Source organism: Nitratireductor sp. PBL-C9 (genome assembly GCF_050877045.1).
Taxonomy (GTDB): domain Bacteria; phylum Pseudomonadota; class Alphaproteobacteria; order Rhizobiales; family Rhizobiaceae; genus Nitratireductor; species Nitratireductor aquimarinus.
In genome coordinates, this window is the sequence record NZ_JBPAXW010000008.1 from 1 (window position 1) to 24,811 (window position 24,811).

Annotated in this window: 20 protein-coding genes and 1 riboswitch; of the genes, 8 read left to right on the plus strand and 12 right to left on the minus strand. The window is 62.6% G+C overall.

Annotated features, from left to right (window positions below):
- Positions 1–1,118 (plus strand): porin (locus tag ACRTG1_RS16680; RefSeq protein WP_432516646.1); only part of this gene is annotated, 1,118 nt, incomplete at its 5' end.
- A gap of 156 nt (positions 1,119–1,274) precedes the next feature.
- The gene (locus ACRTG1_RS16685; RefSeq protein WP_432516648.1) at positions 1,275–2,387 is read left to right on the plus strand and encodes a pyridoxal phosphate-dependent aminotransferase; all 1,113 of its coding nucleotides are present in this window, start codon (positions 1,275–1,277) and stop codon (positions 2,385–2,387) included.
- A 99-nt stretch (positions 2,388–2,486) separates the two neighbouring features.
- Here ACRTG1_RS16685 and ACRTG1_RS16690 read toward each other — a convergent pair whose 3' ends face one another.
- From ACRTG1_RS16690 to ACRTG1_RS16710, 5 genes are all read right to left on the minus strand, one after another.
- Positions 2,487–2,921, minus strand: a complete 435-nt coding sequence (locus tag ACRTG1_RS16690) for a 6,7-dimethyl-8-ribityllumazine synthase (RefSeq protein ID WP_113156234.1) — start codon at positions 2,919–2,921, stop codon at positions 2,487–2,489.
- An 82-nt stretch (positions 2,922–3,003) separates the two neighbouring features.
- A riboswitch (FMN riboswitch) is annotated at positions 3,004–3,155 on the minus strand.
- 67 nt (positions 3,156–3,222) lie between these two features.
- Entirely contained in the window at positions 3,223–4,326 is a 1,104-nt protein-coding gene (locus ACRTG1_RS16695; RefSeq protein WP_432516650.1) for a DUF1513 domain-containing protein, read from the minus strand.
- On the minus strand, positions 4,307–5,377 hold the full coding sequence (locus ACRTG1_RS16700) for an imelysin family protein (RefSeq protein ID WP_432516652.1): 1,071 nt from the start codon (positions 5,375–5,377) through the stop codon (positions 4,307–4,309). The genes ACRTG1_RS16695 and ACRTG1_RS16700 overlap by 20 nt, the downstream gene beginning before the upstream one ends.
- A 142-nt stretch (positions 5,378–5,519) precedes the next feature.
- Positions 5,520–6,545, minus strand: coding sequence for a P1 family peptidase (locus ACRTG1_RS16705; protein WP_432516654.1), 1,026 nt, complete (start codon positions 6,543–6,545; stop codon positions 5,520–5,522).
- Positions 6,542–7,363, minus strand: coding sequence for a M55 family metallopeptidase (locus tag ACRTG1_RS16710; RefSeq protein WP_432516655.1), 822 nt, complete (start codon positions 7,361–7,363; stop codon positions 6,542–6,544). The genes ACRTG1_RS16705 and ACRTG1_RS16710 overlap by 4 nt, the downstream gene beginning before the upstream one ends.
- Before the next feature lie 348 nt (positions 7,364–7,711).
- On the opposite strand from ACRTG1_RS16710, the gene ACRTG1_RS16715 reads away from it, so the two are divergent.
- The 5 genes from ACRTG1_RS16715 (at position 7,712) to ACRTG1_RS16735 (ending at position 13,583) form a co-directional block, all read left to right on the plus strand.
- Entirely contained in the window at positions 7,712–8,914 is a 1,203-nt protein-coding gene (locus ACRTG1_RS16715) for an MFS transporter (RefSeq protein ID WP_432516656.1), read from the plus strand.
- A gap of 79 nt (positions 8,915–8,993) precedes the next feature.
- Complete coding sequence (locus ACRTG1_RS16720) at positions 8,994–9,548, plus strand: cysteine hydrolase family protein (RefSeq protein ID WP_206545947.1); 555 nt, start codon at positions 8,994–8,996, stop codon at positions 9,546–9,548.
- 467 nt (positions 9,549–10,015) lie between these two features.
- Positions 10,016–10,624 (plus strand): TetR/AcrR family transcriptional regulator, encoded by a 609-nt coding sequence (locus ACRTG1_RS16725; protein WP_206545946.1) that lies wholly within the window; start codon positions 10,016–10,018, stop codon positions 10,622–10,624.
- Positions 10,625–10,637: 13 nt separating this feature from the next.
- Positions 10,638–11,798: an isovaleryl-CoA dehydrogenase gene (locus ACRTG1_RS16730; protein WP_113154647.1), complete on the plus strand. Its 1,161-nt coding sequence runs from the start codon at positions 10,638–10,640 to the stop codon at positions 11,796–11,798.
- Positions 11,799–11,975: 177 nt separating this feature from the next.
- A complete protein-coding gene (locus ACRTG1_RS16735) occupies positions 11,976–13,583 on the plus strand; it encodes a carboxyl transferase domain-containing protein (protein WP_283799337.1) in 1,608 nt (535 codons plus the stop codon).
- 17 nt (positions 13,584–13,600) lie between these two features.
- Here ACRTG1_RS16735 and ACRTG1_RS16740 read toward each other — a convergent pair whose 3' ends face one another.
- From ACRTG1_RS16740 to ACRTG1_RS16750, 3 genes are all read right to left on the minus strand, one after another.
- Positions 13,601–14,212, minus strand: coding sequence for a DUF922 domain-containing Zn-dependent protease (locus tag ACRTG1_RS16740; protein ID WP_206546035.1), 612 nt, complete (start codon positions 14,210–14,212; stop codon positions 13,601–13,603).
- Positions 14,213–14,519: 307 nt separating this feature from the next.
- Positions 14,520–18,416: a TonB-dependent receptor gene (locus ACRTG1_RS16745; protein ID WP_432516658.1), complete on the minus strand. Its 3,897-nt coding sequence runs from the start codon at positions 18,414–18,416 to the stop codon at positions 14,520–14,522.
- A gap of 180 nt (positions 18,417–18,596) precedes the next feature.
- Positions 18,597–18,758, minus strand: a complete 162-nt coding sequence (locus ACRTG1_RS16750) for a hypothetical protein (RefSeq protein WP_206545944.1) — start codon at positions 18,756–18,758, stop codon at positions 18,597–18,599.
- A gap of 414 nt (positions 18,759–19,172) precedes the next feature.
- On the opposite strand from ACRTG1_RS16750, the gene ACRTG1_RS16755 reads away from it, so the two are divergent.
- Positions 19,173–21,128, plus strand: coding sequence for an acetyl-CoA carboxylase biotin carboxylase subunit (locus tag ACRTG1_RS16755; RefSeq protein ID WP_206993674.1), 1,956 nt, complete (start codon positions 19,173–19,175; stop codon positions 21,126–21,128).
- Between the two features lie 91 nt (positions 21,129–21,219).
- On the opposite strand, the gene ACRTG1_RS16760 is transcribed toward ACRTG1_RS16755, so the two are convergent.
- The 4 genes from ACRTG1_RS16760 to ACRTG1_RS16775 all read right to left on the minus strand — a co-directional run bounded on the left by ACRTG1_RS16760 (position 21,220) and on the right by ACRTG1_RS16775 (position 24,742).
- Entirely contained in the window at positions 21,220–21,486 is a 267-nt protein-coding gene (locus tag ACRTG1_RS16760) for an SEL1-like repeat protein (RefSeq protein ID WP_113154643.1), read from the minus strand.
- 382 nt (positions 21,487–21,868) lie between these two features.
- The gene (locus ACRTG1_RS16765) at positions 21,869–22,705 is read right to left on the minus strand and encodes an ABC transporter ATP-binding protein (RefSeq protein ID WP_206547339.1); all 837 of its coding nucleotides are present in this window, start codon (positions 22,703–22,705) and stop codon (positions 21,869–21,871) included.
- Entirely contained in the window at positions 22,698–23,753 is a 1,056-nt protein-coding gene (locus tag ACRTG1_RS16770) for a FecCD family ABC transporter permease (RefSeq protein ID WP_297557919.1), read from the minus strand. Before ACRTG1_RS16770 ends, ACRTG1_RS16765 begins: the two co-directional genes overlap by 8 nt.
- Positions 23,750–24,742 (minus strand): FecCD family ABC transporter permease, encoded by a 993-nt coding sequence (locus ACRTG1_RS16775; protein WP_432516661.1) that lies wholly within the window; start codon positions 24,740–24,742, stop codon positions 23,750–23,752. Before ACRTG1_RS16775 ends, ACRTG1_RS16770 begins: the two co-directional genes overlap by 4 nt.
- Positions 24,743–24,811: the final 69 nt, after the last annotated feature.

The window sequence follows — 24,811 nt, forward strand, 5'->3', positions numbered from 1 at the left end:
ACATGAAACTCAAGAGCCTTCTCATCGGCTCCGCAGCTCTCGCAGCTGCTGCCACCGGCGCAAAAGCAGCCGACCCGATTGTCGTTCCCGAGCCGGAGCCGATGGAATACGTTCGCGTTTGCGACGTCTACGGCGCAGGCTTCTTCTACATCCCGGGCACCGAAACCTGCCTGAAGATCGGCGGCATGGTCCGTTACCAGATCAACTGGAACGAGAACGACGACGGCTGGCGCAAGTACGCTCGCGGCGAGCTCAACATCGACGCCCGCTCCGAGACCGAATACGGCACGCTCGGCGGCTTCATCAAGCTGCGCGCAACGTCCACGACCGGTGCGACCGCTACGTTCCCGGCTGCTTGGGACGTCAACGACGGCAACGCCTACTCCACGGGTGTTGGCTCGACCGTTGGTCTGCAGCAGGCAATCATCTCGCTCGGCGGCCTCTCCATGGGTCTCTCCGACACGCTGTACGACGCATCCATCTCGGGTGAGTTCGACAATGGCGGTGGTGATCGCGTTCACTTCATCAACTACACCTTCGCAGCAGGCAACGGCTTCACCGCCACGCTCGCTCTCGAAGAGGCTGACAGCAACTACGACTACACGCCGAACTTCGTCGGTAAGGTTGGCGTTGCTCAGGGTTGGGGCACTGCAGACTTCTACGCTGCTTACGACGCAACTGCAGAAGAGTTCGCTCTTAAGGCAATCGTCAAGGCTGACCTGACCGAGCGTCTGTTTGCACAGGCAATGGCGATCTACGAAAGCGGCATCAACTTCTACTCGACCGATCCGTTCGATCTCGGCGGCTTCGGCACGCCGAACGTTGCTCGCTTCGGTTCGGAGTGGTCCGTTGGCGGCCTCATCGGCTACAAGTTCACGCCGAAGCTGAAGGCTTCTATCGGTGCTCAGTACTACGACGCCGTTGGTCATGACTTCATCTCGAACCTCGCAGGCGGCGACGTTGATGTCATCAACGCTGGTCTGACCGTGGATTACGAGATCGTCGAGAACTTCGACGCGAAGCTCGCAGTCAACTACACCAACATTGATGCGCCGGCTGGTACTCCGATCATGGACGACCACTGGAGCGGCTTCATCCGCTTCCAGCGCAACTTCTAATCAGAAGTTACGGTGTTTTGGGAAAGGCCCGGCATTTGCCGGGCCTTTTTCATTTCTGGTACAATTGAAGGGCTGCGAAAGCATTTTCTCTTGTGACGGGCATGCTGTAGGGTCTCTGCATTCGACAAGACCCAGAAAGCAGACACATACCGCCCCATGACAATACGCCCACCGCTTACGCCGCTTGCAGAATCCCTCCCCTCCACCGTTCCGTTTGTCGGCCCTGAAACCCAGGAGCGCGCCGCCGGACGGCCTTTTCGTGCGCGTCTCGGCGCCAATGAGAATGGTTTTGGTCCGTCCCCGAAGGCGATCGAAGCCATGGAGAACGCAGCGCATCACGTGTGGAAGTATGGCGACCCCGAAAGCAGCGATCTGCGGGCGGCGCTGGCGCAGGAACACGGCGTAAAGCCGGAGAACATCGTCGTCGGTGAAGGCATTGACGGGCTTCTTGGCCTGATTGCCCGTCTCTATATTGAGCCGGGAACGCCTGTCGTCACCTCGCTCGGCGGCTATCCGACATTCAACTATCATGTGGTCGGCTTTGGCGGTCGTCTCGTGCCGGTTCCCTATTCGGGAGATCACGAGAACCTCGAAGGTCTGCGGGATGCAGCCTTTGCCGAAAAGGCCCCGCTGGTCTATTTCGCCAATCCCGACAATCCGATGGGCACATGGTGGGAGGCCGACGAGGTTCAGCGCTTCATCGAATCGCTGCCCGAAACCAGCATGCTCATTCTGGATGAGGCCTATGGCGAGACCGCGCCGGCGAGCGCCCTGCCCCGCTTTGAGCCCGACCGGCCCAATGTGCTGCGCATGCGCACCTTCTCAAAGGCCTATGCGCTGGCCGGCCTGCGCTGCGGTTACGCCATTGGCGAAGCGCAGACCATCCGCGCCTTCGACAAGATCCGCAATCACTTTGGCATGCCGGGCATCACGCAGGCTGCCAGTCTGGCCGCACTTCAGGACAAGGCCTATTTTCAGGAAACGCTCAAGAAGATCAGCGCGAGCCGCGACCGGATTGCAGCGATTGCGGCAGCCAACGGGCTGGCGAGCGTTCCCTCCGCCACCAATTTCGTGGCCGTCGACTGCGGCGGCAAGGCCATTGCCGAGGCGGTCATGCAGGGCCTGCTCGACCGCGATGTGTTCGTGCGCAAGCCGGCAACCCCGGGCCTTGATCGCTGCATTCGCGTCAGTGTCGGACCGGAGAACGAAATGGATGTCTTTGAACAGGCCTTTGCCGAGGCCCTGGCAGCGGCGCACAATCAGCGCTGAAGCTCTGAAACTGAATCAGCCGGGAACCATAATCGACTGATTTAAAAAGTCTTTTTAAATTGAGAGGGGCGATCTGATCGCCCCTCTTTTCATTCACGCTCAGGCTGCCAGTGCGGCCCGGGTCTTGCCGATCATAAGAGCGGCCTGCGCGGCTTCACGACCCTTTTCAATGAAATGCTCGCGATAGATCGCGGTGTGATGCTCGGTCGGCTGATAGTGGTGCGGTGTCAGCGACACGGACAGAACCGGCACACCGGTGTCCATGCCGGCGCGCATCAAGCCGTCCACGACGGCCTGCGCGACGAAATCATGCCGGTAGATGCCGCCATCCACCACGAAGGCGGCAGCGGCCACCGCCGCATAACGGCCGGAGGACGCAAGGTCGCGCGCCACGAGCGGCATTTCGAACGCGCCCGGCACATCGAACACATCCACCTGTTCGGCGGGAATCAGTTCGCAAAAGCCTTCCAGCGCCCTGTCGACAATGTCGGCGTGCCAATTGGCCTTGATGAATGCATAGCGGGTGTGTGTCATCGTGATCTCCTTTGCAACAGACACGTCACCCAAGGCGATCACGTGCGACGCAGCGCAGCCGGAAAACGGCAAGCGAAACATCGCGCGTTCTCTTCCATCCGGACTCTAACCGTCGGCCCAGGAGTCTCACCTGGTCTGCTGACCCTTCCCGAGTGTCATGGGAAAGCGCTCGCGGGCTTGCGGCCAGTGCCGCTTACCGCCGGTGGGGAATTTCACCCCGCCCTGAGAACGAGGCGAAGATAAGCATCCCTCCAAAGAACGGCAAGCCGAAAACGAGGTCCGGTGGAATTGCATCCGGTGCTCAGATCCGGCGCAGGTGATTGTCCCAGGCAGGCGCGCTGGCCTGCGGCTCGCGAACGCTTTCAAGCACCGCGTCAGGGCCTGTCCGCACGATTGCGCCACGGCCGCTGGTGCCAAGCAGACGGTGCCCCGAGAGTGGCGCGAGACCGCAGCCATCCTTGAGCTGGCGCTCGCCCAGGCATCGGCCGGTCTCGGCATCCCAGAACACCGAAAGCCCGCCGCGCGGCGACGATGTGGCGACGATTTCGCCGGATGCATCGATGGCGACCGAACCGACATAATTGTCGAGTTTCTTCAGCGTTGCTTCGGGACCGGGAAAGAGCTCAAACGCGTGCCCCCGGCGATGCCGCCCGACAAGCGGCGGGCGCGCATCGTCCTCGCCCTGATACTGCGCCCCGAACCAGACCGCGCCGAACCGGTCGAGCGTCATGTGGCGGATCGAGAGTTTGTGGAGTTCCGGCGCAAGCTCCGCCTGCTCCAGAAGATCGCCCGTCTCCAGATCCACATAGGAAAGGCTCGGCTTCATCGTGGCGAGGTTCAGTTTCACCCGCTCATAATCGGGATGGGTGAGAATGCCGCCATTGGCAACGCACAGCGTCTTGCCGTCTGCCAGCAGAATCACCTCATGCGGACCGATGCCGCCAGTCTCGAACTCGCCGATGCGGCGAAATCCGGCGCTCGCATCGTAAAGCCCGGTGACGCCCCGCTCGCCGTCATAATCGTTTTCCGTGGCGAGAAGCAGCCGGCCATCCGGAGTGAAGACGCCGTGACCGTAGAAATGGCGGTCCGGCGTCGGAGCGAATGCGATGGGCTCGCCCGTTCCATCGACCGAGAAGGCCACCGCGAAACGCCCCGGCGACCGCGCAAACGCAACGGCGCGGCGGCGCGGCGCATCGATGGCGAAGGAATGTCCGCGCGCCTCCAGCGGCAGCACCAGCCGGTCACGGCCGGAAGCGTCGATCACCGCCGCCTCGAACGCACCGCCATTGAGGCGCGCGCCAAGGAACAGCGCTTCATCCGCAGCGCTGGCAAGCGCCGGCCTGAAGGCCGCAGCAGCGCCGGCGAGCGCGAGAAATGTCCGGCGATCAATCTCCATCGAGCGCATTGAACCCCATCACCAGCCCCAGAGCCCCTGCGAGTTCGCCATTGAGCGTGTGCTTCGCGCCCTCCATGGCGATGGTCGCATAGCTGATGCGCCCGCGATCCTCTTCCTCGCCGAATGCCGCTTCCGGCGCACCCGCCACAGCCTCGAGCGCGTCGCGCGCATGCGCGAGATCGAAATTCATGCTCTCACCATAGCCATTCACCAGATCGGAGGGGCCGTCGACAAAGCCCGCCGCCGCGATCAGTTGCTGCACGCCTTCGATCTGGGCTGCGGTGAAGGCGAAGGTCTCGCCACTGCGCCAGAAGGGTGCGCGCTTGCCCCGCGCCTTCTCCACGCTCTTTCCAAGGGCGGGCAGAAGCTCCGCATTGCGCGCAAATTCGATTGCCGTGCCGGCTGCCTTCACCACTTCACCCGCCACTTCGGCGCTGGAGCGATAGGGGTCGCGATCCGCAGCAGGCGCGGTGAACGAAGCCCGAAAGGCCGTACCCTCGGCCCAGCCATTCTCCAGCGCCCCTGCGATATCGGCCACATTGTCCGCCACCGCCTGCGCATAGGCGCAGCGCCTGGCATCGTCTGCCAACTTGTCGCCGCCCGTGCCGAAGAGCACATAGTCGAGCGCCGGCAGGCCCTGCAGCGCGACGCTCTGCGCGGCCAGATCCTGCGGCAGTGGTTCGTCGGAAGCAAGAAGCCCCTGCACCTGGCGCAGCGTCACGCCGCGCGGATCGGGCCAGAAGAAGACACGCTCGAAACGGTTTTCCGCCACCAGAGGCCCAAACCGCAGAACAGAAACATGCCCCCAGGCAGAAACCGTCTCGGCAAAATGCTGATGCACGGCGGCAAGTCCGCTGTCCGACGGCGCGCCGCAAACATCACCAAGTGCGTTCGAGAGCGCCCCGCTCGCCTCGCGAAAGCGCGCCAGCGTGGGCGTGACATATCCTTCCAGCACCCGGCTTCCCACATTGGGGGCGATGGTGCTGGTGTTTTCCTGCGCCAGCGCTGGCGCAGATGAAAGACAAAGGATCAGAACGCATCGCGAGAGGCGCGCTTGCATCGGGCAGACTCCATAACCGTGGCTGGCATTGCTGGCTATCGCGCAGGGGGGAGAGGCGCGAGGGCTGGCCGGAAGCCGGGAGCAGGCTCCCGTCCATCCGGCTTATCGCCCGGAACCGCTCACGACAAGGGAAAGTCCGGCTTCACGACAAAAGTTGATCGCGCAACACAGGAAGCCGGAGCCCGTCATAACCGCTCACGGGGCTGGCGTGCCAGAGGCCGTTCAGAACCGCCTCCTCCGCCGCCTCGACGGCTGCATGAAGGAACGGATCGATGCGCGCTTCGGCAAGCCGCTCGATGGCATCCGCCTCGCTGTCGATATCGAGGCGGTTGGCGGTGGAGAAGGCGATGGCCACATCGCCGCTCTGGTCACCCCAATAACTGCCGAGACGTCCAAGCGCTGCACCCGCCCGCCGCGCCACGCGGGTGAGCTGGCGCGAATCGAGAGGCGCATCCGTGGCATAGACGATGATGACGGAGCCCTTGTCCTGCGGGTCGGCGCGCCCGGCCTCCGGCGTCTTGATGCGTTCCCCCAGAAGCCGCAGATCGCCCGGCCTGCCGAAATTGGAGAGAACAAGCGCCGCTACCGTATGGGTACGGCCGGATGGCAGCGCGACACGGCGCGATGCGCTGCCGATGGCGCCGGCAAAGCCAAAGGTGCGCATGCCGGTTCCTGCGCCCACCGTGCCCTGCGCAACCTCGGCGCCGGCGGCGGAAATCGCCTCTTCCGCCATGGCTTCGGTCACCGCCAGCGCCTGAATGTCGCTGACGCGCCCGTCATTGCATTCCAGCACCAGCGGATTGACGGTTGGGCGTCCGCGCCCGATCTCGGGGTTTTGTGCAATCGCCCGGCGGATCAGCGCCGTGGTGCAGGCCGCCACGCCAAATGTGTTGGTGAGAAGGATCGGCGTTTCGATGCGGCCGAGCTCTGCAAGCTGCATCAGGCCGGCGCTCTTGCCAAATCCATTGAGCACCGCCACGCCGGCCGGAACCGGATTGCGAAAGAGATCGCCATCATGCGGCAGGATCGCGGTGACGCCCGTGCGCGCGGTCTGAGCGCGGTGGGTCAGATGCCCGACGGTGACGCCCGGCACATCCGCAATGCTGTTGGCCGGTCCCGCCGGAAGATCCCACCACGCGCCCGCCCTGTCGAAAAGCCGTTCCGTCATGCCAGAGCCGATGCCATGAGAGAGAAGCTGGAGATGATGCCGATCGCCTCGGCATGGCTCTTTGCGACAAAGCGCACATCCAGCGCGCCGGTGCGCTCCGTGAAAGGCAGGAGTGCGGCGGCATCCGCGAAAATCTGCTTGGAAAAGCCGATATCCACCGTAAGCGGCGGCGTGCATGGCGCTTTCACCTCGGTGCCCGCAGCCGCCTCAACCGCCTCGCAGACATCCTGTTCGATCCTTTCGCGCGCTTCGTCCGGCGACATGCTTTCCGAGGCAAAGGCGTTGATGCAGCGCTTGACGGTAATGGAGCGGGCTGCCGGAAACTGCTCGGCGATTTCGGCTTCCAGCCGGTCATCGCCGCTCACCGCAAGAAGCGGCACGCCAATCTCCGCTGCATGGCCGGCAAAGAGCGTCGGCTCTCCGGCGCGCACGCCATTCACCTCGATGCGGCGGAACGCCAGACCGCTGACCGTGTGGGCAAGCACGCCGAAATTGTCGGCGGCCGCGTGGTAACCGATCAGCACCACACCATCGTGATCGGCATGAATGCCTTCGATCATCGACAGCGGACGCGCGCGACCGGAAACAAGACGCGCGCGCGGGTCGAGCTGTTCAGCGATCATGTTGCGCATCGGCCCGTGCGAATCCGCCACCGTCACCGCGTCCGCTCCGCCCGCAAAAGCGCCACGGATCGCGGCATTCGCCTCTTCGGTCATGAGCCTGCGCGCCACCTCGTATTCCGGGTTGCCGCGCTGGCCCTGAAGGCTCTCGCAGACCCCGGCCACGCCCTCGATATCGACAGAGATAAAAATATGCATGCCGCTCCCCTGATAATGAATCGCCGGCATTCGACTTGAAACGCATGACGAATTCCAGTCCCAACATGCGATAGAAGCGATGCCAGCCGCTTGCACCGCAGCCTGCATCATGCAAAATGAAGCCAGCGTTCGGGCAAACAGCCCTTGGCAGCCCCCTTGGCAGCCCCCGGCAGCCCTTGGCATCCCCCTCCCGGCAACATTGCCACAAGACGCTTCAGCACCTCTCCTTTCTTCCCTGAAACGCTGCGCAAACCCTCTGCGCCAGCACTCCGGTGCGCTCTCCCCCCAAAAAACGTCTTTCCCGGCGCTCAAAGCGCCATCCCGTTCATCCTGAACATGGAGTTTTCCATGCCTTCACGGCTTCTTTTGCCGGTGCTTGCGCTGGCTGTTTTCTTCGTCGGCGTGACAGAGTTCATGATCGCGCCCCTTCTGACGCCCATCGGCGCTGCCTTTGGCGCGACCCCGGCTGCCGCCTCCTGGCTGATTTCCGGCTATGCGCTTGCCTATGCGGTCGGCGCGCCGCTTATCGGTCTTGTCGCCCACCGGCTTGACCGGCGGCGTCTTCTGCTTACGGCGCTGGCGCTTCTCGCCGCCGATGGGCTTGCGGTGGCCTTCGCCCCCACGCTTGGCATTGCCATCATTCTTCGTGTTCTGGGTGGAGTGGCGGCGGCCGCGCTCATTCCTGCCGTGTTCGCGCTCATTGCCGACCGGTTTCCCGAGGCGCGACATTCACAGGCCATGGGCCTTGTCATGCTTGGCATGACGGCAGGCATCGCCGCCGGGCCAGCGCTGGCCGGCGTCCTGACACGGCTGTTTGACTGGCGCGCGCCCTTCCTTGCCAGCGCCATCGGCTGTCTTCTGCTGCTCATGCCCGCAGGCCGTGTGCTTCGGGGCGATGAGACGACACATGCGCCTGCCACACGGCAGCGTTCAAGCGGGCTCGGCAGTTCTGGAAGAAGCGCGCTCCTGCTTCTCATCGCCAAGGCTCTCTGGAATGGCGCTGCCGTTGCCGCCTTCGGGCTAAGTGGCGAGATGCTGCGGGACCGATTTGCAACCGACACGCTGCAAACGGGGCTGGCGATCACGGCATTCGGCCTCGGCTTGGCCGTGGGCAATCTTTCGACCGGCCTTGTCAGGCGGCTGTCGCACGGCGATGAGCGGCTGCTGGTCGCCGCCGTTCTGTTTCTCGCGCTCAGTTTTGCAGCCTTCCTGCTTCTGCCATTGCCGCTTGTCGGCGCGCTTTTCTGCCTTGCCTTCTGGGGCATTGCGCTCGGTTTTGCAGCCCCTGCCAGCACGGCGCTGATCGCCCGCCGGGCGGGTACAGACAAAGGGTTTGTGCTGGCCCTGTCGGAGAGCGCCAACAATATCGCGCTGCTCTCGCTGCTCACAGGTGCGGCCTTCGCATTGCAGAGGTTTGGATTGCCTGCGGCAGGCATGGTGCTTGGAAGCGGGCTCGCGCTGGGGGCGAGCCTTCTCCTGATGGACGGGTTGGTCCAGAAGCAGGCAAAACCCCGGCGCGATGGCTCTTGCAGGTCCGGCAGCTGGCGGTAGCATTGGCCTGCTACCCGTGCCCGATGCAGGCACCCAGTACAGGCAATCGCGCAACAACCGGATATGCAAAGGCTCACCGATGGATCTGAACGACGCCGTTCTTCTGCTTGTCGATTATCAGCAGGCATTTGACGATCCGTCCTGGCCCCGGCGCTGGAACAGCGATGTCGACAGGAACGGTCTTGCACTTCTCGCCGCCTGGCGCAGGGCAAAACGCCCGCTGATCCATGTGCGGCACGATTCAGTCGAGCAGGCTTCCACGCTGCGCCCCGGCGCGCCCGGCAACGCTCTGCGGCCGGGTTTCGAGCCGCTGCCCGGCGAACAGCTTGTCACCAAGAGCGTCAATTCCGCCTTTATCGGCACCGATCTCGACCTGCGCCTGCGCCGTCTCGGCGCGAAGACGGTCGTTACCTGCGGCATTTCCACGGATATGTGCGTGTCTACCACCATACGCACCGGCGCGAATATGGGCTGGAACATGATGCTGGTGGAAGACGCCTGCGACTGCTTCGATCTGCCGGATGGCAAGGGCGGGAGCGTTCCTGCCGAAGAGGTTCACCGCGCGCATGTGGCCACGCTCGGCTTCGAGTTCTGCAGGGTCGCGACCACAAGAGACGTTGTGAGCGCGCTCTGAGCCGCCCGTATGAACCGGGCGCGACGGCACAGAGAACAGGGACGGCTTTCCCGGTTTCCCACCCTGGTAACAACGCATTTGCATACCTGCTTCTGTCGCGTCCGGGCGGCTTCGCTTCTCTAGCGTAGGCCTCGTTTGCTTGTTCAGATTGCCGCAAATCCATCGAATGCCACGGTACGCACGTCCATGGCATTGACCCAGTGCGTGGTTCGACAAGCTCACCATGAGGGAAGTGGTATCCGACAGGAGCCTAGATCCCGGTCGTTGCAGCGGATTTGACAAACACCGCCCTCCCTCATGGTGAGCTTCCTGAGCTTGTCGAAGGGCGAACCACGCACCGCGCTGGGACTGCGAAACCATCTTACGGCATGAACTGTGATCAAACGCCCTTTTGTCCGTAACCAACCAATTCACACCCATCTTGAATTAATTGAACGTTCGTTTTATTAATACCACAGGGAGGCACCATGGCGCGCACGACCGGCTCAGACGGTGAAAAGACGGAAGCAGCGATCCGCGAGGCGGCGCTGGACCTGATTGCGCGTCTCGGCTTTGAAGCCATGTCCATGCGCCAGCTTGCCGCCAGCGTCGGCGTGCAGCCGGCTGCTCTCTACCGATACTTTACGACTAAAGAAGCATTGCTCCATGCACTCATGCTCGAGCATATGGAGCGCCTTATCGCTTCCTGGGGGGAAGCGCGTCCTGCACATGGCTCCGACAAAGAGAAGCCGGCAGGACGCCTCGCTAAATTCGTTGAAAACCACATCCGCTTTCACCTGGCGCGGCGCAACGCGACCCATGTGAGCAATCTGGAGCTGCGCAGCCTTTCCAGCGAGCGGCTCGAGCAGATCCTTGCGCTGCGCAGCCAGTATGAGGGCGAATTGCGCTCCATCCTGACCGATGGCCAGCGCGAAGGCGTTTTCCAGATCGACGATGTGGCGCTGACGGCGATGGCGATCATCCAGATGATCACAGGTGTGATCGTCTGGTTTCGCCCGGAGCTGCGGCTTTCCGAAGACGAAGTTGCCGCTAACTATCACACCATGACCATGCGCCTTGTGGGCGCGGAGGCTTGACCGGAGGAGACCGATGTATACCGGATCGATGAATTTCGGGCTTGGCGAGGACATCGACGCGCTGCGCGACATGACGCATCGCTTCGCTCAGGAAAAGATAGCGCCACTGGCGGCGGAAACCGACGAAAGCAATGAGTTTCCAGCCCATCTCTGGCAGGAAATGGGTGCGCTCGGCCTGCTCGGCATGACCGTTGATCCGGATTATGGCGGCTCGGGCCTCGGCTATCTGGCGCATGTGGTGGCGATGGAGGAAATCTCGCGCGCCTCGGCCTCGGTCGGCCTTTCCTACGGCGCGCATTCCAATCTCTGCGTCAACCAGCTGCGCCGCTGGGGCAATGACGCGCAGAAGGAAAAATACCTTCCGGCACTCTGCTCTGGCGAAACCGTGGGCGCGCTCGCCATGTCCGAGACCGGCGCGGGCTCCGATGTCGTGTCCATGAAGCTCAAGGCAGAAAAGCGCAATGACCGCTTCGTGCTCAACGGCTCGAAAATGTGGATCACCAACGGCCCCGATGCGGGCACGCTGGTTGTCTACGCCAAGACCGATCCCGATGCGGGCCCGCGCGGCATCACCGCCTTCATCATCGAGCGCGACATGAAAGGCTTCTCGGTCGCGCAGAAACTCGACAAGCTTGGCATGCGCGGCTCCAACACCGGCGAACTGGTGTTCGAGGATGTGGAAGTGCCCTTCGAGAACATGCTTGGCGAGGAAGGCAAGGGCGTCAACATTCTGATGTCCGGGCTCGATTACGAGCGTGTGGTGCTGGCCGGCGGCCCGGTGGGCATCATGGCGGCCTGCCTCGACGTCGCCGCGCCTTATGTGCGCGAGCGCCAGCAGTTCGGCCAGCCGGTCGGCTCATTCCAGCTTGTGCAGGGCAAGCTTGCCGACATGTACACGACGATGAACGCCTGCCGGTCCTATGTCTATGCGGTGGCCAGCGCCTGCGACCGTGGCGAGACGACCCGCAAGGACGCCGCCGGCTGCATTCTCTACGCAGCCGAGAAAGCGACGCAGACGGCGCTCGATGCGATCCAGCTACTGGGCGGCAATGGCTATGTGAACGAGTTCCCCGCCGGTCGCCTCCTGCGCGACGCCAAGCTCTACGAGATCGGGGCCGGCACGAGCGAAATCAGGCGCTGGCTGATCGGTCGCGAAATGATGACGGAAGCCTGATGCGGGCCTTGCAGACCGCTCTGCCCGCTTCTCTGCAAGATTTTCTGCAGGATTTTCTGGCCGGTGCTCTTCTATCCGTTGCGCCGGGCAGACATGATGCGCTTACCTGACGCTCAATTCGTTTGCGCAGTTTGACCACCAAAGGGCCTTGCGCCCGACAATGCCGCCGGAGATCGCATGACCGTCCTTCAATCGCAGCTTTCCACCGCCTCCGACGCATACAGGGCCAATTTTGAACGCATGCAGGCGCTGGTGGCCGAAACGGCAGAGAAAGCCGCGCTCGTGGAGCGTGGCGGGTCTGACGAGGCGCGCGAACGCCATGTGAAGCGCGGCAAGCTTCTGCCGCGCGAACGGCTCGCCCAATTGCTCGATGTCGGTGCGCCCTTTCTCGAAATCGGCCAGTTCGCAGCCCACGACATGTATGGCGGCGACATCGCTTCAGCTGGCCTGATCGCCGGCGTCGGGCGCATTGAGGGTCGCGAATGCGTCATCGTCGTCAATGACGCCACCGTGAAGGGCGGCACCTATTATCCGCTGACGGTGAAGAAGCATTTGCGCGCGCAGGAGATCGCGCTCGAAAACAATCTGCCCTGCGTCTATCTGGTGGATTCGGGCGGGGCCAATTTGCCGAACCAGGACGAAGTGTTTCCCGACCGTGAGCATTTCGGCCGCATCTTCTTCAACCAGGCCAACATGTCGGCAAAGGGCATTCCCCAGATTGCCTGCGTGATGGGCTCCTGCACCGCAGGCGGCGCCTATGTTCCCGCGATGAGCGACGAGACCATCATGGTCAAGGGACAGGCGACGATCTTCCTCGGCGGCCCGCCGCTGGTGAAGGCGGCCACCGGCGAAGTGGTGACCGCCGAAGAACTGGGCGGCGCGGAGGTGCACACGCGCGAATCCGGCGTTGCCGATCACTATGCGCTGGACGATGAACACGCACTGGCCATCGTGCGGCGCATCGTCAAAAACCTGAATCGAAAGAAGACGGTATCGCTCGATCTTCGCAAATCGATTCCGCCGCTTTACGACCCGCGCGAGATTTACGGGATCATTCCCGCCGACACCCGCCAGCCCTATGATGTGCGCGAGGTGATCGCGCGGGTGGTGGACGGGTCGGAGTTCGATGAGTTCAAGGCCAATTACGGAACCACGCTCGTCACCGGGTTTGCGCATATTTACGGAATTCCGGTAGGCATTCTGGCAAATAACGGGGTGCTTTTCTCCGAAAGTGCGCTGAAAGGCGCGCATTTCATCGAGCTGTGCTGCCAGCGAAAGATCCCGCTCGTCTTCCTCCAGAACATCACCGGCTTCATGGTCGGCCGCAAATATGAGGCCGGCGGCATCGCCCGTGACGGCGCGAAACTGGTGACGGCTGTCGCCACCGCGCAGGTCCCCAAGGTGACGGCCATTATCGGCGGTTCCTTTGGGGCCGGCAATTACGGCATGTGCGGCCGCGCCTACTCGCCCCGCTTCCTGTGGATGTGGCCCAATGCGCGCATTTCCGTGATGGGTGGCGAACAGGCGGCGACGGTTCTCTCAATCGTCAAGCGCGAAGGCATCGAGCGCAAGGGCGGAAGCTGGAGCGCGGAAGAAGAGGTAGCGTTTCGCCAGCCGATCCTTGAAAAATACGAGCGTGAGGGCCACCCGCTCTATTCGAGCGCACGGCTTTGGGATGACGGCATCGTGGATCCGGCCAAAACCCGCGAGGTTCTGGCGCTTTCGCTCGGATCGGCGCTGAACGCTCCGATTGGCGACACGAAATTCGGCGTTTTCAGAATGTAGGAAGGCAGTGCGGCAGATCAGTTGCTGCGCTGCCTGTCACCATTGATGAACTCCATCACCAGACGGTGGACATTGCCGCCATCGCCCATTTCGACGCGGTCGAAATCGCGGCTGCGCTGACGCTGCGCCTGCGACAGGCGGCCCAGATGCTCCTGCAGTTTCGCCCGCACCTTGCGGCAGCCGGGATCATTCTCCGCGCGCAGACCGACAGACACGGCCTGGATCTCCTTCACCATGTCGGTGATGATCTCGCCATGCATTTCTTCATGCGTGCGCACGCCCGCACTGAAGCGATCCCAGGCGGCCTGCGTCTGCGGTGAGAGGGAAGAAGGCGCCTGCGGCAGGCGATAGGTGATGATGAGCTTCGGCTTTGCGGAAGCCAGCACGCAGGCTCCGTCCTTGCGCTGCTGATAATCGCGCTGCCAGGTCAGCCTGAAATCCGTATAGGCAATCACGCGTCGCACGCCCAGCTTGGGACCACGCTCGCCGATGGAACGGTAGAGATCCAGCGCGGTGGAACCGGTGATTTTGTAGGGTTCCACCTGTTCGACGGGCTTCCACCCGGCCAACGCAACGGACGGCAGCACCACCGCCACCGCCAGGACAACACCCCGAACAAGCTTGCTCAAACCGGACACCCCCGACACGCATTTCTGACCGCTCACCACGTTGCGGCTGGAATAGAGCGCTTCCGCTTTTCGTTGAATCACGGAAGCGCTCTAATTCATTGTTTCTGCGCAATTCCGGACGGAAAACCGGATCCCACTTTTCCTGGAATTGCTCTAGCAGACCGCCAGAGCGCCGGCCATGGCGTTCTGGCGGAAATGCAAGACGGGTCTGTTTCACGGGCAAGTTTGTCGAAATGACGACCCGCGCCATACGCTTGTGAAAACAGGTGGTGGGCGCCGCCCCCTCAAGCGGCGCCCGCCTCGGGCCTCAGAACTTGCCAACCATGTTCAGGAAGGCGCCGCGATCATCAAGCGTGAGATCGCGCAGATCGTCCGAGAAGCGCCCGAAATTGTAGCCCGCTCCGACCTTGAAATTGTTGCCGACGTGGCGGTAGAGGGCTGCGAGTGCGCCGTAATCCATCGACTCGATCTCCGGCAGGTAGAAGGCCCTGCCCTCCACCATGGCGTCCCAGTTCTTGACCACGTGCAGGTCGGCCCTGACGATGCCAAGATGGGCGGAAGACTGTTCCCAGCTTCCCATCGCATTGCTGCCATCGGTGCGCCTCTGGCGAATTTCGCCCATACGCATACCGTATTTACCACCCACCGAAAGCCATGGAAGAAGATCATAGGTGACGTCGGCAGAGACGATATGGCTTCTCTGAAGCGGGCCATTTGTCGAGCGTGACGCGGTGCTGATCTGCTCATTGCCCGGCAGATTGTAGAGATAGGTGTAACGCACCAGAGCATTGAGCGCGTCATGATCGACCGGTCGGTAGGCGTAGCCCAGCGAACCTTCGACATAATCGCCATTGTAATAGGTTCCACCCGGCGTCTGCGAGATGACGGCATCCACATTGCCAAGAACCCGTCCATAACCGTCATGGTCCATGGAAGCACCCGCGCTGACCAGATAGGTGTTGCGGTTGCGGCTTTCATCGTCTGAACGCTCGAAGCGCGCTTCACCACGCGCACGGGCATTGACGCCCAGTTCTTCATCCTTGAAGCCGACGCTGACGGAACCGGCATAGCGCTCGAAATCGGAATACTGTTTTCCGGTGTTCGGATTGATGCGATCATCTTCGATATTGCCTGCTTCAACACCGGCATCGACGGTCCAGGCTGCATCGGGCGTATAGATCACGCCATAGCGCTGAGCCAGAGCATTACGCCGGCCGAACAGATCGTAATCCGCTTCGGAATAGGCCGAGACAACATCGGTCATGCGCTTCTTCACGCCGGCAACCACTGCGCCATAGTCCCTGCCCTGCAGATCGTAGCCGTAGTTGCCATTCGAGGCGCGATCCGGATCGAGGCGATAACCGAGGTAATAGTGATCCTCGGGCGTCGGATCGTAGGTAACGGCAGCGAGACCGCCGATACCGGACTCACCCCAGGACACCTCGCCCTCTGCACCCACTTTCTCGGTCAGACGAACTTCCGCGCCGACACCATAGCGGTCATTCTTGCTCATATTGCCGCCGCGATCGAAGGTCGCCTGGGCAAAGCCGTAATAGAGATAATCGTCGTTCTGGCGATAATCGACGCGCATACCGGCATCCAGCCGCCGACCGCTATATCCGGATTTGCCTGCGGCGACCGCTGCCGGCGAATGAAGTTCTGAGTATGCGACACCAAACGCAGCCTTCCAGTATGCGTCGAATGTGTAGCTGACTTCGAACTCGGCTTCCTTGCTCTCACGCCCCTCGACGTTCCTGTAATCGTCGTAGGAGAGTTTTAACTCCATGTTCGCGGTCAGCGGAATTTCGGCATGCGCGCCCCAGATCCGCTCTTCCACATCCACCTGATCGGTGACGCTGGTGAAGCCGGCCTCCTTCTTCTCATAGTAGCCGCCGATCTTGCCGGGCGTGCCAAACACACGGAAATCCTTTAAGTCCGCCTGTCCGCGAATGCTCCATGCCTTGGCTGCCTGTCCCGCCTGACCGGCGGTTTCGCGATCCGCAAGAGTGAGACCGCCATCGGTAGAGCGGGTAAGACCGAAGCCCGGCCCTTTCGAATAGGCGATTTCCGCATCGATATAGGTATTCTCGGAACGCTGCACGCGAATGTCGCCGCCATAAGCGGTCTGGTCCGACAGGCCCGTCTCGTCCCGCAGGCCGGTCGCACCGAGGCGCACATGGTTCTTGAGCCATGTCTCGGCGCGGCCGCCATAGACATAGTTTTCCATCTCGCTCGCCCTGGAGCGATATTCATACTGGGCCACCATATAGGCCGAATGGCCGCCAAGCGCCCCATCGCGGACCGCGCCGCCGTCGACCGTGCCGGAGTTGAGCGGCGCATCAAGGATCACCACGCCCTGCAGATAATCGATCGTGTAGTCCTCGCCATAGACCAGCGCACGACGCTCGACAACGCGCCCCGTGGTCTTGTCGCGATACTCGATATGCAGCGTTTCGGAACCATCGACGATCCGCTGCCGCTTCAGGAAATAGGCGGAGCCGCCGGTGCCGAGAAATTCGTCGCGCTGCGGCAGTGTCTCGGGCTTTGCGGCGAAGGCGGTGGCCTTGAATTTGGGCTTGCCCCTTGCATTGTTGCCCGGCGAACGCAGCACCATTTCCGCGCCGTAAAGACCTCGGTCGACCTGGAGAAAGCGCGTTCCGGATATCTTGGTCTTGTAATTGCCCCACATGACGTGGCTCTCGCCGCGCTCAAGACGGACATAGAATTTCCCGTTGGTCGGCGCGTCTTCCACCGAGGTGGAGTCATCGCCATAGACCGGATAGTACTTGTCCGGGTCGATGCGCCGGAGAAGCTCTCTCGGGTCGCGGGCATCGAGATCCTTGAAAAGGTTCTTGATCTCGTTTTCGCCGGTGTCTGCCGCCGCCGTGAGCAGGAACTTGCCCTTGATCTTTCCGCGCAGGTAGAAGGCCAGCCTGCCGGAGTTCCACACCTTGTCGTATTCGCCCGTACGCACCTCTTCAATGCGCGGATCGCCGCTGCGTTTGCCGACGGTGAAATCGGCCAGAGCGACGTAGAACCAGTCATTTGTGGGAATGTTGACGTCGCGGCTGAAATAGAGACCACCTGCCTTGGAGCCGCCATCGACGGCCACGTCGACCATGTGCTGCCCCGGCGGGAGAATACGCTGGGTCACGAAAGTGCCCTTGGGATCGAGCGGGACCAGCTCATCGAAAACCACAATCCCGTATCCTTCGGGAACGCGCGATCCGTGGACCGTGACGGCCCCGCCATAGACGGGAATGTTGCGGAATGCGGTTCGATCTTCTGAATTGCCCGGCGCGACGCCATTGCCGGAGTCGGACATGAACTCGCCGCGCGTGCTTGCGAAGGTCATCGGAACCGTTTCATCGAAGCGGCCTTTGGCGTCGTAGACGCGCAGCACATAGCGGAACTCACGCCCGCTCTGGGCCGGCATCACCCAGCCAGCCTCCCCGTTCACATTGATGGGCACCACCGCAACCGGCTTGTTCTGCCAGGCGACATTGTTCTCATAGATGCGCACTTCAGACCGGGTGATGAAGGCGGGATAGTTGGACGTCGCGTAGAAACGCACCGGCTCGCCAGCACGGAATATGCGCTGGACCGGCACTGTCGAGACGTTGAGCAGCGGCTCGACATCGAGCCCGTCGAACTTGATCTGGATATCGACGGAGCTCAGATCCAGATCGGTCTTGCGCTGTTTGTCGACCGGGCGTGCGCCCGGCGATACGCCGAACATGCCCTCGTCAACGATCTGGCCGCTCTCATCAACAACCTGGCCATCCACGGAGATGACAAAGGGGATGGAGGGCTGATCGCCGGGCTGGGCCAGTTCGGTGTTCTCGCCGATCCTGAGCGTGCCCGACCCGCTATTGTCGAGCATCTTGCCACGGACGGTAGCCGGACATGGAAGCCCGCCACAGGCATCGTTCATTTCCATAAGAGGCGGCAACCCGTCATCGCCCTTGTAAACCACGCCGCCATCACCGGGGGCATCGACGGGCGGTCCTCCGACAGTCCCCGCCATGGGCTCACCACCGACAATGCGCCCACTCCCGCCAAGCGGCGAGCGGGCCAAAATGGGCGGTTCCGGGATCGGCTCGATGCCCTGCATGTCTGCAGCCAGAAGCGGCTCTGCCTGAAGGGCGGCAGAAATTGATATGATACTGCTCGCGAGCAGAAAGCGGGGTCGTGAACGTTCCATCATGAAATTTCCATTTGTTGTCTGCTGACGAATTCAACGGATCGCGCCGTTTTCACGCCTCCGAGCAAATCGGGGTTTCTCCCCGGCGGGTGCTGGCGCGGCTGACCAACCGGCTCTCGCGACACCGCCTTGCTTCTCATTTTTGTTCGGGCACTGATGGTGGGCATTCGACGCCCCGCCTCAGTCATTCTTGATTTCCGTCTTGATGACTGCGCAGGGCAGACCAGGCGACGGCGATGCGCTGCCTTTGGGCGCGACGCTCAAACCACTGATGTTCAGCGCAAAAATATCGTTGCCGTCAGCGTTACCGCACGAGGGATGACCACATTCGAGTTCTTGCATGACCATTCGGGAACCAGCCTATGTGTATCGCGCCCGCAACCAGTGCTCCTGGCTGGGACTTTGTTGACGATGCGAAGTACTTGGAACGAACCGACGCGTACTCGGGGTCTAGACACAGGAAAAAAAATAGACGGAACGGATACCGCTTGAGCAGTGCTGGAAGGGTATGGTTACGGTATCGAAATCGAAGAGGTTACGGATTAAGGCACTGAAATCACTTTGTCTTTCCGGTCACAAACGGAGAGAAGACCTGTTGATGCGGTCTCTCGGACAAGCGCAGCAGGACAGTTCAGCGTGGCTCCCGGAACGGTGTTTGCTTATGCATCCAAAAAACAGCGCCAGTGACCGATTCTTCGCTGCAAGCCTGTGCGACAGGCGTTATGCTCTGGCAGCTTTGTAGGAGGATCGGTTCGCATGTTTCAGAAAATCCTGATTGCAAACCGCGGCGAGATCGCCGTGCGGGTGATCAAGACCGCGCGGCAAATGGGCATTGCCACGGTCGCGGTCTATTCGGACGCGGACCGGGATGCCCGGCATGTGCGCATGGCGGATCAGGCCGTCCATATCGGCCCGGCTGCAGCTTCTGAAAGCTACCTCAACGGGGACCGGATCATTGCGGCGGCGCAGGAAACCGGTGCAGAGGCGATCCATCCCGGATACGGATTTCTCTCCGAAAACCCGGATTTCGTGGAAAAGGTGGAAGCAGCGGGCCTTGTCTTCATCGGGCCTTCGTCGCAGGCCATTCGCGCCATGGGGCTCAAGGACGCCGCCAAGCGCCTGATGGAAAAGGCGGGCGTGCCGGTGGTGCCCGGCTATCACGGAGACACGCAGGCGCTGGTGGCGCTCGCCTCCAAGGCGAACGAGATCGGCTATCCGGTGCTGATCAAGGCGCGGGCCGGCGGTGGCGGCAAGGGCATGCGCCTGGTCGCGGACCCGGATGCGTTTCCCGATGCGCTCGCGGCCGCGCAACGCGAAGCAAAGGCCGCCTTTGGCGACGAGCGCGTTCTGGTGGAGAAATACATCGAGACGCCGCGCCATATCGAAGTGCAGGTCTTTGGCGACAAGCATGGCAATGCGGTGCATCTGTTCGAGCGTGACTGCTCTGCCCAGCGCCGTCACCAGAAGGTGATCGAGGAAGCGCCCGCGCCCGGCATGGATGCGCTGACGCGTGAAGCCATGACGGACGCTGCAGTGAAGGCGGCAAAGGCCATCTCCTATAGCGGAGCGGGCACGATCGAATTCATCGTGGATGCGTCCGAGGGGCTTCGGCCCGACCGGTTCTGGTTCATGGAAATGAACACGCGCCTGCAGGTGGAGCATCCCGTGACCGAGATGATCACCGGCATTGATCTGGTGGAGTGGCAGTTGCGGGTGGCCGCCGGCGAGCCCCTGCCCCGCACGCAGGACGAGATCGCCGCGCATGGCCATGCGGTGGAGGCGCGCCTCTATGCGGAAGACGCCACGCGGGACTTCCTGCCGGCCACCGGAACGCTGCATCATCTGAAGTTTCCCGAGCATGTCGATGGCGCGCGCCTGCGCGTGGATGCCGGTGTTGCCGAAGGCGATGCCATCACCCCGTTCTACGATCCGATGATCGCCAAGCTGATCGTGCATGCCCCGACCCGCGAGGAAGCGCTGGAGGGGCTGGCGAATGCGCTGGAACGCACGGAGGTTGCCGGATCAACGGTCAATCTCGGCTTTCTGACCCGATTGTTGCGCGACGACGATTTTGCGGCCGGCCGGCTGGAAACGGGGCTGATCGCGCGCAAGCAGGAAGCGCTGACCACGGTCGCGCCGCTGCGGGACCGCCATCTGGCCGTTGCCGTTGCCGCCACAAGCGGGACGGCCACGGGTGCCGATGCCTCAGACCCGTTTTCGGCAATCTCGGGTTATGGGCATTTTGGGCCGCTCGTTCACAGGCGGACACTGGTGGATGGCGAGGACGCGGTGGAGGCGCGGGTGACGGCGCAGGGGGATGGCGCGTTGAGCATTCGTCTCGGCGACGACGAGGCGGCGCGACCGATCATCGTGCGTCGGGATGATCCGACGCGCATCGCGCGCTGGCCGGGACATGTCACGGTTTTTGAGGGCGCGGATGCGCTGACGTTAAAGGTGCCGGATCGCCTTCAGGCTGCCGACGAGAGTGCTGGCGGTGACAGGCTGAGCGCGCCCATGCCCGGCCTTGTGAAGGTCGTGCGGGCAGCGGTGAACGACACGGTGAAGAAAGGTCAGCCGCTTCTGGTGCTTGAAGCCATGAAGATGGAGCACACCATCACCGCGCCTCATGACGGCGTGGTCGCAGAGATTGCGACCGAGGGGGCGCAGGTGAATGACGGCGCGATGCTTGTCCGCTTCCAGGACGCTGATTAGGAGAATAAGGTGCCCGGGAGCCGGTGGATCTGCGTCCGGTCCCGGGCGTTCCGCCCTCGCTATCAGTTCCCGGGCGTTCCGCCCCCCGCTATCAGTGCATCGTCATCCATTCGCGCGCATCGCGCAGCGCCTTGGCGAGTTCCGGCTTGCTCATGCTTGCGGCCAGTTCCGAGCGCAGCGCAGCGGCGCGTCCAGAACCCTTGATGGCCGCAATGTTGAACCATTTGTGCGCGGCCACCAGATCGACAGCACAATCGCGGCCGGTCGCATACATCATTCCCAGTTGAAACAGCACGTCCGCCTGGGTGGACGAACCAGCCGTACCGAAGCCTGCTTCCTGAACGTCATAACGTGCCATAATCCAAGATCCCTGTTTTTCTCCCGAGAGCCTTTTGTTTTTGCCCGTCTGGGCTAGCCCTTCGATGCTTCCGAGAATGCAGGGAGCGGCTGAAATCGCCGTTAAATCTTGTGCTTAATTTGAAGAAAACAAAGTTCAAATTTTCAGTAAACGCCTGATTTTGTTAAGCATCGCAAACCCGCACGGTGTCGGGGTTTGGGCTCTGTGTGACCGGCTCATTCGTTAACGCCCAGGCTAAGACTTCGCTAACCATGCGGAACGCAAGAACAGACGGTTTTGTGAAAATTGCGGCGCATCGGAGCGAAAAGTGGGGACCGGCTTTCGGCCACTCCGATGCCCCATGAACGGTGTAGAGCATCGGACCGAACGGACGCCCGGCGCTTTAGTCCTGCACGAGGCGGTCGCGACGGGCCGGACAGGCTGCGAGCGGGACGCAGAAGGGGCGGCCTGACGCTTCTTCGCGGCGGACAATGCATTCAATGCCGAACACGTCCTCGATCAGCTCCTGATGGAAAACCGCTTCCACCGGCCCGCAGCCGGCGACCTGGCCCGCACGGAAGAACACGATGTCATCGGCAAAGCGCGCGGCCAGATTGAGATCGTGGAGCACGACCACCACGGTCTTGCCCTCCTGCGCGCCGAGGCGCTGCACAAGCGACAGCACTTCCAGCGCATGGGCGATGTCGAGATGATTGGTGGGCTCGTCGAGCAGGATGACGGGTGCGGCCTGCGCCAGAACCATGGCGATCCAGACGCGCTGAAGCTGGCCGCCCGAGAGCGTGCCGATGGCGCGATGGGCAAGCTCGGTGAGATTTGTCTGTGCGAGCGCGACGGCAACGGCCTCGCGGTCGGCGCGGGCATCGGGCGCGAAGGCCCGGCGGTGAGCGTAACGGCCAAGAGAGACCAGTTGCTCGACCGACATTTCGTCGGGTGCGGTGGGGCTTTGCGTGAGCATGGCGATCTCACGCGCAAGCGCCTTGGCCGGGATCTGCGAGAGCGGGGTGTCGCGCAGCAGCACGGAACCGGCCTGCGTGGGCAGCATGGCCCGCATGGCGCGCAGGGCCGTGGACTTGCCACAGCCATTCGGCCCGCACAAAGCGGTGAGACGCCCCGGACGGATTGAAAGATCGAGCGCATCGAAGACGAGCTTTCCCGGATAGCCGAGCGCTGCGGCGCGCAGTTCGATTTCGCACTGGTCTGCCGAATGGCCTTTAAGCATGAACGCGTCCTGCACGGATCAGAATGAAAAGGAAGTATGGCGCGCCGATCACGGCGGTGACCGCACCGGCAGGCACTTCAAGCGGCGCGAACAACACCCGCACCGCGAGATCGGCCGCGATGACGATGGCTGCGCCGATGAGCGCCGCGCCAAGCGCCTGCACGCCCGCCCTGCCCCCGAGCATGAGCCGCGCGGCATGAGGCGCGACGAGACCGACGAAACCGATGGCTCCGGCAAAGGAGACCGCGGCGGCTGTGAGTGTTGCCGCCAGCGCAAAGAGCATCAACTGGGTGGCGCGGACGGGAAGGCCCGTGGCCTGCGCGCTCAGTTCGTCAAGCTGGAGCTGGTCCATGCGACGGGCGAGCAGAAAGACAAGCGGAACCAGAACGCCAAGCACGATGGCCAGCACCTGAACATCGGCCCAGCGCGCCTGATAGACGGAACCGGCAAGCCACATGGCGGCCTGGCTCGCGCGATGCACCGGGCCATCAACAATGAAGAGCGTGACGCCGGCCTTGGCCAGAGCACCCAGCGCGACACCGTAGAGAATGACCCGCAGGGGCGGCGCTCCGGTGCGCGCGGCAAGCAGGATGACAAGTCCTGCGAAGCCGAGCGCGCCCAGCACCGCCGCCAGCGGCTGCCACTGAATGCTGACAGTGAGCGCATTCGCGTCATTGCTGAAGAGGAAGAGAAACACCACCACGCCAAGGGCAGCGCCATCTACAATGCCGAGAACCGACGGTGAGGCGAGCGGATTGCGCGTGGCGCGCTGAAGCGCGAAGCCTGCCAGCGCCAGCGCCAGGCCGCTCAACCCGGCCATGGCGAGGCGCGGCATGCGCAGCGACCAGATGATGATGGTGTCGCTGCGCTCTCCCGTGCCGAGGATGGCGGACAGGACACGCTGCAACGACATGCCCGAACTGCCCAGCGCAACGCTTGCAAGCGCAAGCGCGCATAAGACGGTGGCGCAGGCGACCAGGATGGCCACGCGCGCCGGGATGCGCGAGCGGACAGGATGCGGACGCTGCGCGAAAGAGGCTGCCGTCATGCTGCGGCTCCGAGCCGTTTGCGCTGAAGGAGATAAAGCAGCATCGGCACGCCGACCACGGCCAGAAGAACGCCAACCGGCGCTTCTGACGGATAGATGATGAAACGGGCCGCAATGTCGGCGGCGAGCGCCAGCGCCGACCCGGCAAGAAGCGAGAGCGGCACGAGCTGCCGGTGCCCCGGAAAGCCGCTGAGCCGCGCCAGATGTGGCGCGGCAAGACCGATGAAGGCGACCGGCCCGGCAACCGAAACACTGACACCGGCAAGGATGGCCGCAAGAACAAGCACCGTCATGCGCACTTTCAGAACCGGCACGCCCAGCGCCTCGGCAGTCGTATCGTCGGTCATGAGCGCGTCGAGCGTCGGGGCGAGGAAACGGCATGCCACCGCCACCAGAACGACCACCGGAGCCGCCAGATAGAGAAGCTCCGCGTCCCGGTCAGCGAAACCGCCGGAAAGCCAGAAGATCAGCTCTTCCATGGTGCGTTCATCGGCAACGATGACGATCTGGATGCCGGATGACAGAAGGGCGGCGCTGGTGACACCCGCCAGAAGCAGATAGGAAGGCGAGGAAATGCCCCCTGCCGAGAAGGCAAGCGAGAAGACGAGAAGCGCGCATAAAAGCGCGCCAAGGCAGGCCGCGAGCGCAATGAGGGAGAGTGATCCCGTGCCGGTGAAGACGACCAAGAGCACGACGGCAAAGCCAGCCCCTGCATTGATGCCCAGAAGACCGGGTTCGGCCAGCGGATTGCGGGTCGCCGTCTGAAGCAGAAGCCCGGCAAGACCGAGCGCCCCTCCCACAATGAGCGCCACAGCCGTGCGCGGAACACGCAGCGTGTTGACGATCAGCGCGGCCTGATCGTCCCCGCCCTGGCTCAGGGCGCGCCAGACCTCTGCGCTGGGTGTGAAGCGAATACCCACATGCAGGCTGATGATCGCCAGAAGGGCAATCACCGCAATCAGTATGGCGTGTGGAAGATAGCGCGGCATCCGTCTCTCTTTCGTGCCCGCTGCATCCCAGAAATTGACTGATAATGTCAACTTCAAACTTGACATTTT

Excerpts from the sequence above, each read along its gene's own strand:
- ACRTG1_RS16705 (WP_432516654.1), bottom strand. The coding sequence starts at position 6,545 with ATGACGGAACGGCTTTTCGACAGGGCGGGCGCGTGGTGGGATCTTCCG.
- ACRTG1_RS16745 (WP_432516658.1), bottom strand. The coding sequence starts at position 18,416 with ATGGAACGTTCACGACCCCGCTTTCTGCTCGCGAGCAGTATCATATCA.
- ACRTG1_RS16720 (WP_206545947.1), top strand. The coding sequence starts at position 8,994 with ATGGATCTGAACGACGCCGTTCTTCTGCTTGTCGATTATCAGCAGGCA.
- ACRTG1_RS16700 (WP_432516652.1), bottom strand. The coding sequence starts at position 5,377 with ATGCAAGCGCGCCTCTCGCGATGCGTTCTGATCCTTTGTCTTTCATCT.
- ACRTG1_RS16685 (WP_432516648.1), top strand. The coding sequence starts at position 1,275 with ATGACAATACGCCCACCGCTTACGCCGCTTGCAGAATCCCTCCCCTCC.
- ACRTG1_RS16755 (WP_206993674.1), top strand. The coding sequence starts at position 19,173 with ATGTTTCAGAAAATCCTGATTGCAAACCGCGGCGAGATCGCCGTGCGG.
- ACRTG1_RS16775 (WP_432516661.1), bottom strand. The coding sequence starts at position 24,742 with ATGCCGCGCTATCTTCCACACGCCATACTGATTGCGGTGATTGCCCTT.
- ACRTG1_RS16730 (WP_113154647.1), top strand. The coding sequence starts at position 10,638 with ATGTATACCGGATCGATGAATTTCGGGCTTGGCGAGGACATCGACGCG.
- ACRTG1_RS16750 (WP_206545944.1), bottom strand. The coding sequence starts at position 18,758 with ATGCAAGAACTCGAATGTGGTCATCCCTCGTGCGGTAACGCTGACGGC.
- ACRTG1_RS16690 (WP_113156234.1), bottom strand. The coding sequence starts at position 2,921 with ATGACACACACCCGCTATGCATTCATCAAGGCCAATTGGCACGCCGAC.
- ACRTG1_RS16760 (WP_113154643.1), bottom strand. The coding sequence starts at position 21,486 with ATGGCACGTTATGACGTTCAGGAAGCAGGCTTCGGTACGGCTGGTTCG.
- ACRTG1_RS16710 (WP_432516655.1), bottom strand. The coding sequence starts at position 7,363 with ATGCATATTTTTATCTCTGTCGATATCGAGGGCGTGGCCGGGGTCTGC.
- ACRTG1_RS16770 (WP_297557919.1), bottom strand. The coding sequence starts at position 23,753 with ATGACGGCAGCCTCTTTCGCGCAGCGTCCGCATCCTGTCCGCTCGCGC.
- ACRTG1_RS16725 (WP_206545946.1), top strand. The coding sequence starts at position 10,016 with ATGGCGCGCACGACCGGCTCAGACGGTGAAAAGACGGAAGCAGCGATC.
- ACRTG1_RS16695 (WP_432516650.1), bottom strand. The coding sequence starts at position 4,326 with ATGCGCTCGATGGAGATTGATCGCCGGACATTTCTCGCGCTCGCCGGC.
- ACRTG1_RS16735 (WP_283799337.1), top strand. The coding sequence starts at position 11,976 with ATGACCGTCCTTCAATCGCAGCTTTCCACCGCCTCCGACGCATACAGG.
- ACRTG1_RS16715 (WP_432516656.1), top strand. The coding sequence starts at position 7,712 with ATGCCTTCACGGCTTCTTTTGCCGGTGCTTGCGCTGGCTGTTTTCTTC.
- ACRTG1_RS16765 (WP_206547339.1), bottom strand. The coding sequence starts at position 22,705 with ATGCTTAAAGGCCATTCGGCAGACCAGTGCGAAATCGAACTGCGCGCC.